We start from the raw sequence: 10,335 nt of genomic DNA on the forward strand, positions 1-10,335 counted from the left end.
ATCAAGAGGGATATAAAGGAATACAATTATTTGGCCCAGGAGAGTTTAACTATTTAGAAAAATTAACAGAAGAGGAAAGGAATAAAAACCTATCAAGATATTTTGAAGAACATTTCCCAGTTGTAATAGTTTCTAAGATAGAGAAGATACCTGAGTATTTTTTAGATATAATAAAAGAAAAAGATGTTATTCTTTTAGAGACATCACTTGATAGACCAAGTCATATAGTAGCAACATTTAGTGCATATTTAGAAAACTATTTTGCGCCATCAATATCACTTCATGGTGTTTTTGTAGAATTATATGGTTTTGGAGTTCTATTAACTGGAAAAAGTGGAATAGGAAAAAGTGAAACAGCACTTGAACTTATACATAGAGGACATAGATTAATAGCAGATGATGCTGTAAGACTTGAAAAAGGTGTAATAGGAGATATAACAGGAAGAGCTTCTAAGCTTCCATATTTTATGGAGATAAGAGGACTTGGAATAATTGATGTCAAAGCACTTTATGGTGTAGGAGCAGTTAGAATAAGTAAAAGATTAGATATAATAATAGAGCTTCAAGAATTGAAAAGTGAAGATTACTTAACAGCTATGGATTATCAAGAGTCTTCAGAAATAATATTGGGAAATGAAATACCTAAGTTTAAACTATATATATCATCAGGAAGAAATGCTGCAGCTATGGTTGAAATTGCAGTTATGAACTTAATGGCAAAAAGAATGGGTTATAACTCAGATGAAATGTATTTGGAAGAGATGAAAAAAAAGATAAAAATAAATAAAACAAACTAACTTATGGGGGCAGAAGTGAAAAGAAAAAAATTAAGAGTTTTGAAAGATTATGTGTGTATTTTTATTGGAACAATGATAGCTTCAGTTGGAATTAATGCTTTTTTAGTACCATCTAAATTAGCACCAGGTGGAGCAACAGGAATGTCAATTTTATTAAATTATATAACGAAAATTCCAGTTGGAACTTTAATTTTTGTTATTAATATACCTCTTTTTTTAATAGGAGTTAAGGTGTTTGGAAGATCTTATGGAGCTAAAACCCTTGCAGGTATTACATTTTTATCATTAAATGTAGAGCTTTTAAAATGGATATTTCCTCATATAGATAAATTGATTGATTTTTCAAATTCAGGAAATCTTATTTTAGGAACACTTTATGGTGGAGTTTTAATGGGAGTAGGTCTTGGAATAGTAATAAAAAGTGGTGGAACTACTGGTGGAAGTGATATAATTTCAGGAATTTTAAATAAGTTTTTTAAGATACCTATAGGACAAGGGCTGATTTTAGTCGATTCAACTGTTGTATTATTTGCAGCATATATTTTTGGTGCAGAAAAGGCTCTTTTTGCATTAATAAATCTTTATGCAAGTGGAATTGTTATTAATAAGATTATCAATGGTATGGGAAATGCTAAAATGGCATATATAATAACATCTGAAGTAGAAAAAGTTAGAAAAATAATAGTGAATGATTTAAGAAAAACAGGAAACCATTATATTGCAAAGGCACTATATTCTAAAAAGGATAGAGATGTTATTACAACAGTTTTAAGAAATAGAGAGATACACCTTTTAAAGGAACTTGTAATGGAAATAGATAAGGAAGCATTTATTGTGGTTTCTGATGTCCATGAAGTTATGGGAAGAGGATATACTTTTGAACAAAGAATGTTAGAAAAAGATGAGAAAGGACCAACAGATGAAAAAAATTAAAGATAAAATAGAAGAGATGGAAAGTATTTTAATAGGAGGACATGTAAATCCTGATGGAGATACAATAGGTGCAGGACTTGCACTTTTATTAGGACTTAGAAAAAAATATCCAAATAAGAAAATAGATTTTACACTTCAAGATGAGATTCCTAAAAATATTAAATTTTTAGAGGGTATAAATGAGATAAAATGTTCAAAGAATATAGATTCTAAAGAGTATGAATTAGCTATTTTAGTTGATTCAGCAACACTAGAAAGAACTGGAGATGTAGCAGATATAGTAAAAAATATGTATAAAATAAATATAGATCATCATATAAGTAACCCAAATTATGGAGATTTAAATTTAGTAAAAGATATATCATCAACATCAGAATTAATGTATAATGTTCTTGAATTTTTAGAAATTCCAATTGATATTAATATGGGAAGTGCACTTTATTTAGGACTTGTAAATGATACAGGAAACTTTGCTCATAGTAACGTAACAAGTGAAACATTTAATGTAGCATCAAAACTTATGGCTATAGGAGTTAATAATAACAAAATAGTAAATGATTTTTTTAAATCAAAATCAATGGAAAGAATAAAGATATTAGGAAAAGCTTTAAGTGATATGAAGTTTGTATCTGGAAAAAAATTAGTGTATTTTTACTTACCTTATGAAACATTAAAAGAGATAGGAGCTAGTAAAGACGATACTGAAGGTGTTGTTGAAGAGATTATTAATTTTAATGAAAGTGAGGTTTCTCTCTTTTTAAGAGGAGAGCCAAATGGATTAATAAAGGGTAGTATGAGAAGTAAAAGAGATAAGGATGTAAATGCTATAGCAGGGCTTTTTAATGGTGGTGGCCATATAAAGGCAGCAGGATTTACAAGTTCTCTTCCTTTTGATGAAATAGTAAAAAAAGTAGTAGAAAATTTATAAATAGTGTATAATCAAAAGAAAGAAGGAGGAGAGTTATGGGAGATTATGATATAGTTTTTTTAAAACCAACTAGATTTGAAGACTGTTTAAAATGTGTTGAGTACATTAAAGCAGAGAAAATAGTTCATATAAATTTAAGTGATTTAGATTCAGAAAAATCACAAAGAATACTTGATTTTATTAGTGGGGCAGTACATATTCAAGAGGGGCAAATAATTAACCCTGGAGATAAAATATATTGTTCAATTCCTAAAAATAAAAGTTATCAGTTAGAATATAAAGAGATATCTAAAGATATTTCAAATACAAGATTTGATGAAGAGGAAGAGATTATACCGAGATATAATAAAAAGTAAAAAAGGACCTAATTTTAGGTCCTTTTTTCATTAAAGATATTTTTAGTTTTTTATTCAGCCAATAAAAAAGCTTGACAACTTCCTATCCTCCCAGGGGGCTGCCCCCCAAGTACTTTCGGCGTTTACGGGCTTAACTTCCAGGTTCGAAATGTTACTGGGTGTACCTCCGTAGCTATTGCTGCCAAGCTATATATAGATAGTATCATAAAAATTAATATGTGTCAATACAAAAAATAAAAAAAGGAACTAATTTAGTTCCTTTTTTCACTATTTTACAACGTTAAATGTTATTTTATCATTTTCATAAGCTATTTCTATAGTTTCTCTCTCTTTAACATCACCTTTTAAAATAAGCTTAGCAATCTCTGTTTCAATATATTTTTGAACATATCTTCTAAGTGGTCTAGCACCAAATTGAGGATCATAAGCTGATTTTGCTAAATATTCAGAAGCTACATCAGTTATTTGGAAATTGATTTTTCTTTCTTTTAATTTACTTTCCAAAGAACCTAAAATCTGTTTTACTATATTTTTAATCTCTTCAAGGCCAAGTCCTTTAAATAAAATAGTTTCATCAATTCTATTTAAGAATTCAGGTCTAAAATTAGCAAAAAGTAAAGAGTTAATATCATCTCTAGTTTTTTCATTTAAAGTTGGATCTTCCAGAATTAAGTGACTACCAATATTTGAGGTCATAATAATAAGTGTATTTTTAAAATCTACCATTCTACCTTGACCATCAGTTAATCTACCATCATCTAAAACTTGTAATAAAATATTAAAAGTATCAGGATGGGCTTTTTCAATCTCATCAAATAGAATAACAGAGTATGGTTTTCTTCTAACAGCTTCTGTTAATTGTCCACCTTCTTCATATCCTACATAACCTGGAGGTGCACCAATTAATCTAGTAACAGAGAATTTATCCATATATTCACTCATATCAATTCTAACAACAGCTTCCTCATTATCAAATAAGAAGTATGCAAGAGATTTAGCAAGATATGTTTTACCAACACCAGTAGGTCCTAAAAATACAAATGAACCGATAGGTCTATTTGGATCTTTTAATCCAGCTCTAGCTCTTAAAATAGTTTCAGAAACAGCTTTAACAGCTTCCTCTTGTCCTATAACTCTTTCATTTAAGTTTTGTTCTAAAGTTAAAAGTTTTTCCTTTTCACTTTCCATAAGTTTAGAAAGTGGAATACCAGTCCATTTAGAGATGATTTCAGAAACCTCTTCCACAGTAACCTCTTGCTTAATAAGTTTATTTGTAGATGAAGCTTCTTCAAGTCTTTTTTGTTCTGCTACTAACTCTTTCTCTAAAGTTGCAAGTTTTCCATATTTTAATTCAGCAAGCTTATTAAGATCATATTTTCTTTCAGCTTCTAATATTTCAAGTTTAACTTTTTCAATTTCACTTTTAATATCTTTTAATTTATTCATATCCTGTTTTTCATTTTCCCATTGAGCTTTTAAAATAGATTTTTTAGCTACTAAGTTTGAAAGTTCTTTTTCTAAAATATCAAGTCTCTCTTTAGAGTAAGGATCACTCTCTTTTTTCAATGCTTCTCTTTCTATTTCAAGTTGTAGAACTTTTCTAGTTAATTGGTCAAGTTCCTCAGGCATAGAGTCCATTTCTGTTCTAATCATAGCAGCAGCTTCATCAATTAAGTCAATAGCTTTATCAGGAAGCTGTCTATCAGGAATATATCTATTACTTAGAACAGCAGCTTCAACAATAGCTCCATCTGTAATTCTAATTCCGTGAAATACTTCAAATTTTTCTTTGATACCTCTTAAAATAGAGATAGTATCTTCAACTGTTGGTTCATCAACTAAAACAGTTTGGAAACGTCTTTCAAGAGCGGGATCTTTTTCAATATATTTTCTATATTCATCTAAAGTAGTAGCTCCTATAACCTTAATCTCTCCTCTAGCAAGCATTGGTTTAAGAAGATTTCCAGCATCCATAGCTCCGTCACTTCCACCAGCTCCAACAATAGTATGAATTTCATCAATGAAAAGAATAATCTCTCCATTTGAATCTTCAACCTCTTTTAGAACAGCTTTTAAACGTTCTTCAAACTCTCCTCTAAATTTAGCACCAGCTATAAGTGATCCCATATCAAGAGAGAATACTTTTCTATTTTTTAATGAATCAGGAACATCACCATTTAATATTCTTTGGGCAAACCCTTCAGCAATTGCAGTTTTACCAACACCAGGTTCTCCAATAAGAACAGGATTATTTTTAGTTCTTCTAGATATTATTTGAATAGTTCTTCTAATTTCAGCGTCTCTACCTATAATTGGGTCAATTTTCCCCTCTCTAGCTAATTCAACAAGGTCTCTTCCATATTTTTCTAAAACTTCATACTTAGTTTCAGGGTTTGGTGAGTCTACTTTTTTATTACCTCTAATTTCTAAGATGGCTTTTTCAAAGGTATCTCTATTAACTCCAAGGGAAGTTAAAAAAGATGTATTATCTAGTAAAGCCATGAATAAGTGTTCTACACTAATAAAAGAATCACCCATTTTTTTCATTAGATTTTGAGCTTCCATAATTATTTGGTTTGTTTTATTGTCAAGGCCAGTAGTTTGAGTTGCACCTTGAATTTTTGGTAATTTATCACAAAGATTTTCTAAACCTAAAAGCAATGAGTTAGTATTAACTCCCATTTTATTTAGAACCTTACCTATAAGTCCTTCTTTTTGAACAACAAGAGCTAAAGCTAAAATCTCAGGTTTAATACTTTGTTGCATATAGTGCTGAGACAGATTTTGAGCTTCTGTTAATACCAACATGGAATTTTCTGTAAAATCATTTGGATTCATAATTCATCACCTCTTAATTATTTTAAATTTATTATTTTATCTTCCTCCCCAATATCTCTAAGGTGCTCATTTCTTACACACTCAATAACATGGAGCATTTTCTTTTGTATGTGATCATAACCAACATCTTTAATATGAGGAAGAATACAATTTGAACAATCTTTAATTCCCCCAGCAGTATATTTAAAATTACCTCCACACTCTTTACCTAACATATATAGTGGACAGTAACAAAACATACAACTAAATTCTTCTAAGTTTTCCATTTTGTGACATGGAAAAAATTCGCAAGCTTTATTTTGATTAAATTTATAATTCATTTACCCCTCCATAAATTACTATTTTATCTTAATATACTCTTCTTAGAGAATAAAATCAAGAAAAAAACAAAAAAAAGTAGTTTAAGAATTTCTTAAACTACTAATTATTTAATACTATACATTTATTTCAATTGCATTATCTACAGGTTCACCAATAACAACTTTAAGAGCTACAAGAGCAACTTCTAATTGAGCTAAATCAGGTTCTTTAGTAGTAAGCCTTTGAAGTGCCATTCCAGGAGCAGCAATAAGTTTTACAAAGAAGTTATCAAGATGATTACTTGTATATCTTTGTAACTCATATGAGATCCCTGCAATAAGTGGCATAAAAATTACTCTTAAAACAACTTTAGTTAAAAGTTTCATTGTGAAAGTTGTAGGTGGTGGCAGTATAAAATCAAGTGAAGTAAAAACAATAATTGCAATAAACATAACAATAAGTAAAAAGCTAGTTCCACATCTAGGATGTAAAGTTGTAAATTTTTGTGCATTTTCAGGTGTTAAATCTAAGTGTTGTTCATAGGCATATATAGATTTATGTTCAGCACCATGATACTGAAATACTCTTTTAATATCTTTTGAAAAAGAGATTAAAAAGATATAAAGAACAAAGAAACTAAGTCTAAGTCCAGCCTCTAATAGATTACTGTGAACTCTATTATCTTTGAAAAGAAAACTACTAATCACAGAGGGAAGAACAATAAAAAGTCCTATTCCTAATGCCAATGAAAAAATAGTTGTCATAACAGCCTCCTTTTGAGATAGCTGCTCCTCTTCAACCTCAGCTTGATTAGCTGAAAATGTAAGCTCTTTAACTCCTAAAACAAGGGCATCAAATAAAGTGATAGCTCCTCTTAAAAAAGGAATTGTAGCAAGTTTACTTCTATTTTTAGATATACGTGTTTTTTTATAAACAATGTCACCGTCTGGTCTTCTAACTGCAGTAGCGAGAAGATCAGCATTTCTCATCATTACTCCTTCTATAACAGCTTGTCCACCAACGCTTGAAAATTTTTCTTTACTCATAATCACCATCCATTAGTTTTTAGATTGTATTTTTATCATATGGTTTACCAGAAGCACTAGGTGCCACTGCTTTACCAACTACTCCAGCAAGAGCTAGAAGAGTTAAGATATAAGGTATCATTTGAATAAACTGTGGTGGTATAAAGTGAACATGTTGTTGAATTAATGTTTGTGAAGCATCAGCAAAACCAAAAAGTAAACTTGCAAATAAAACTCCCTTAGGTTTCCATTTTCCGAAAACTAGTGCAGCAAGAGCTATAAAACCTCTTCCAGCAGACATCTCTTTAGAAAACTGACTAAGAGCTCCAATAGCTAAGTAAGTACCTCCAAGACCAGCAAAAACACCAGACATAACAACACCAAAATATCTTACTTTATCAACGCTAATACCAACAGTATCAGCAGCAAGTGGATATTCACCAACAGCTCTCATTCTAAGACCTGTTACAGTTTTATATAAGAAATAGTTTGCCCAAATAGCAATTCCATAAATTATATATGTTAACAATGAAAAGTTAAAAATAACAGGAATTCTAGTTGCAACAGGACTGTTAGATGCTTGTTCAAATAAAACTCTAAGCATAAAAATTGTAAATCCAGAAGCAAAAAGATTTATAGCTACACCAGATACAGTTTGATTACCCTTATACTTTATACTTATAATAGCATGAATTAGGGCTATAAGTCCACCAGCTAATGCACCACCAATAATTCCAAGAACCCAACTTCCAGTATAGTATGATACAACAGCAGAAGCAAAAGCTCCCATTAACATCATACCTTCAAGTCCTATATTAACAACACCAGTAACTTCAGAAAACATACCACCAATAGCAGTAATTAGTATTGGAGCAGCTTGTCTAAAAGTTGCAAAAATTAAACTTATTATAATAGAATGCATTACTCAGCTCCTCCTTTAGATCCTTTTTCTAACCAAGATCTAATCATATTTTCAGCAGCAATTAATAAAATAATAATAGCTTGAATCATAATAACCATTTGGCTAGGAACATCAGTATTAAATTGCATAGATCTTCCACCAACTCTTAAAGCAGCAAAAAGAATAGCAGCAAGTAAAGCACCAATGGGATTATTTTTTCCAAGAAGAGCAACAGCTATTCCATCAAATCCATAAGAAGCCGTAAGTCCCGTTTTATAAGCATATTGACCAACTCCACCAAGAACTCTTTCAACTCCACCAAGACCAGCTAAGAAACCAGAAATACCTAAAGTAACAATAGTTATCATTCTAACGTTTATACCGTTATTTTCAGCAGCAGTAGGATTGAATCCTACTGCTTTAACGTGATATCCTAGAATTGTTTTTTCTAAAATAAACCAAACTAAAAAAACAGCAACTAAGGCTATTATAAAGCCGTAGTTCAATGGGACTCTAATATCTAAAAGTTTACCTAATCTAGCAGCTTCAATAACAGATGGAGTTTGTGGATTGTATCCAGGTGCTTTTAAAGGATAGTTAAGACAGTATTGTTCAAAACTAATAGCTATATAGTTAAGCATAATAGTTGAAATAACTTCATGAACTCCAAGCTTTGCTTTTAAATAACCAGCAATAGCGGCCCAAAGGAAACCAGCAAAACCACCAACAAGTAAGATAACAACAGGATTACTAATATAAGTATTAGTTATAAAACCACCAATTGCAGCAGCAGTAAGTCCAGCCATAATCATCTGTCCTTGAGCACCGATATTGAACATACCACCTTTAAATGCAAATAGAACAGCAAGACCTGTAAAAATAAGTGGAGTTGCTTCTAAAAGAGTTCTAGCTATAGGAGTTACACCATCAAAAGCACCTGTAAATAAGTAGTAATACGCTGTTAATGGATTAACACCCATATAGAAAATAATTCCTGCACCAATTAAAAGGGCAATAGCAACTGCTATTATTGGAACTAAAATATTTAATAGTTTTTTGTTTTTAATCAAGTTTCCCACCTGCCATTAATATTCCGATTTTTTCTTCATTGGCATCTTTTCTATCAAGAATACCAGTTATTTTTCCAGCACACATAACAGCAATTTTATCAGATAAGTTTAAAACTTCAGAAAGTTCAGAAGAAACTACAAGAACAGCTTTTCCTTTGGCTTTTTCATTAAGTATTAACTTATGAATAGATTCAATAGCTCCAATGTCTACTCCTCTAGTTGGTTGACCAGCAATAATTAAATTGTTATTCTTTTTTTCAAGTTCTCTAGCAACAATAATTTTTTGTTGGTTTCCACCAGAAAGTCTACCAAAGGCAGTATCAATATTTCTAGGTCTAACATCATACTTTTCCATAAACATCTTAGCATCAGCTTTAAGTTTAGCAAAATTAAAAAGACCATTTTTAGAGTATTCGTCTCTTTCAAGTCCAAGAGCAAAGTTTTCCATAACATTAAATTGTGATATAGCTGCTCTTTTATGTCTGTCTTCAGGAATGTGAGCTAGACCAAGCATTGAAATCTTTCTAGGTGTTTTTCTTTTTAAAAGAACATCATCTAAAATCATCTCTCCTGAACAAGTATCTCTTAAACCTGTTAAAGCTTCAACAAGCTCAGTTTGACCACTTCCTTCTACTCCTGCTATACCTAAAACTTCTCCTTTACTAATAGTAAAAGACGCATCCTCTACTTTTAAAACACCAAATTGATCCTTAACACTTACGTGTTTTAAAGTAAGGACAGTTTCACCAATTTCAACGACAGGTTTTTCTGTAGTGAATAAAACAGCCCTACCAACCATAGCATTAGCTATCTTTTCTTTAGTTGCATCTTTAGTTGGGAATGTTGTAATATCTTTACCACGTCGAATAACGGTAATGTTATCAGAGATGTCTAAAACCTCTTGAAGTTTATGAGAGATAAAAATAATTGTTTTTCCTTCAGCAATTAAGTTATCCATTATTTTGTATAACTCTTTAATCTCCTGTGGAGTTAAAACAGCAGTTGGCTCATCAAAAACAAGAAGATTAGCACCCTTAAATAGAATTTTAAGAATCTCTACTCTTTGTTGCATTCCAATAGAAAGATCAGAAATAAGAGCATCTGGATTAATTGCTAAACCATATTTTTCTGAAACTTTTTTAACATTTTCTTTAGCAGTAGCTAAATCTAAAGACATACCTTTTTTA

Annotated in this window: 10 protein-coding genes and 1 rRNA gene; 4 read left to right on the forward strand and 7 right to left on the reverse strand. The window is 30.7% G+C overall.

The window, feature by feature from the left end; translation table 11 throughout:
• The 4 genes from hprK to Q0V09_RS04275 form a co-directional block, all read left to right on the forward strand.
• The coding region (gene hprK, locus Q0V09_RS04260; protein WP_297487323.1) for an HPr(Ser) kinase/phosphatase at positions 1-797 on the forward strand (797 nt) is incomplete at its 5' end.
• 15 nt (positions 798-812) lie between these two features.
• Positions 813-1,730: a YitT family protein gene (locus Q0V09_RS04265; RefSeq protein ID WP_297407118.1), complete on the forward strand. Its 918-nt coding sequence runs from the start codon at positions 813-815 to the stop codon at positions 1,728-1,730.
• Entirely contained in the window at positions 1,717-2,658 is a 942-nt protein-coding gene (locus Q0V09_RS04270) for a bifunctional oligoribonuclease/PAP phosphatase NrnA (RefSeq protein ID WP_297487325.1), read from the forward strand. The genes Q0V09_RS04265 and Q0V09_RS04270 overlap by 14 nt, the downstream gene beginning before the upstream one ends.
• 35 nt (positions 2,659-2,693) lie before the next feature.
• Entirely contained in the window at positions 2,694-3,014 is a 321-nt protein-coding gene (locus Q0V09_RS04275) for a cell division protein SepF (RefSeq protein WP_297404750.1), read from the forward strand.
• Between the two features lie 69 nt (positions 3,015-3,083).
• On the opposite strand, the gene rrf is transcribed toward Q0V09_RS04275, so the two are convergent.
• The 7 genes from rrf to Q0V09_RS04310 form a co-directional block, all read right to left on the reverse strand.
• Positions 3,084-3,200: ribosomal RNA gene (gene rrf, locus Q0V09_RS04280) — 5S ribosomal RNA — on the reverse strand.
• Between the two features lie 81 nt (positions 3,201-3,281).
• On the reverse strand, positions 3,282-5,852 hold the full coding sequence (gene clpB, locus Q0V09_RS04285; protein ID WP_297404752.1) for an ATP-dependent chaperone ClpB: 2,571 nt from the start codon (positions 5,850-5,852) through the stop codon (positions 3,282-3,284).
• A gap of 17 nt (positions 5,853-5,869) precedes the next feature.
• Positions 5,870-6,172, reverse strand: a complete 303-nt coding sequence (locus tag Q0V09_RS04290; RefSeq protein WP_297404753.1) for a cysteine-rich small domain-containing protein — start codon at positions 6,170-6,172, stop codon at positions 5,870-5,872.
• 114 nt (positions 6,173-6,286) lie between these two features.
• The gene (locus Q0V09_RS04295; protein ID WP_297404754.1) at positions 6,287-7,198 is read right to left on the reverse strand and encodes a DUF1385 domain-containing protein; all 912 of its coding nucleotides are present in this window, start codon (positions 7,196-7,198) and stop codon (positions 6,287-6,289) included.
• A gap of 19 nt (positions 7,199-7,217) precedes the next feature.
• On the reverse strand, positions 7,218-8,099 hold the full coding sequence (locus Q0V09_RS04300) for an ABC transporter permease (RefSeq protein WP_297487327.1): 882 nt from the start codon (positions 8,097-8,099) through the stop codon (positions 7,218-7,220).
• The gene (locus tag Q0V09_RS04305; RefSeq protein ID WP_297404756.1) at positions 8,099-9,148 is read right to left on the reverse strand and encodes an ABC transporter permease; all 1,050 of its coding nucleotides are present in this window, start codon (positions 9,146-9,148) and stop codon (positions 8,099-8,101) included. Before Q0V09_RS04305 ends, Q0V09_RS04300 begins: the two co-directional genes overlap by 1 nt.
• A partial coding sequence (locus Q0V09_RS04310) for an ABC transporter ATP-binding protein (protein ID WP_297487329.1) occupies positions 9,141-10,335 on the reverse strand: 1,195 nt, incomplete at its 5' end. The genes Q0V09_RS04305 and Q0V09_RS04310, both read right to left, overlap by 8 nt.

Source organism: uncultured Cetobacterium sp., assembly GCF_947039425.1.
Taxonomy (GTDB): domain Bacteria; phylum Fusobacteriota; class Fusobacteriia; order Fusobacteriales; family Fusobacteriaceae; genus Cetobacterium_A.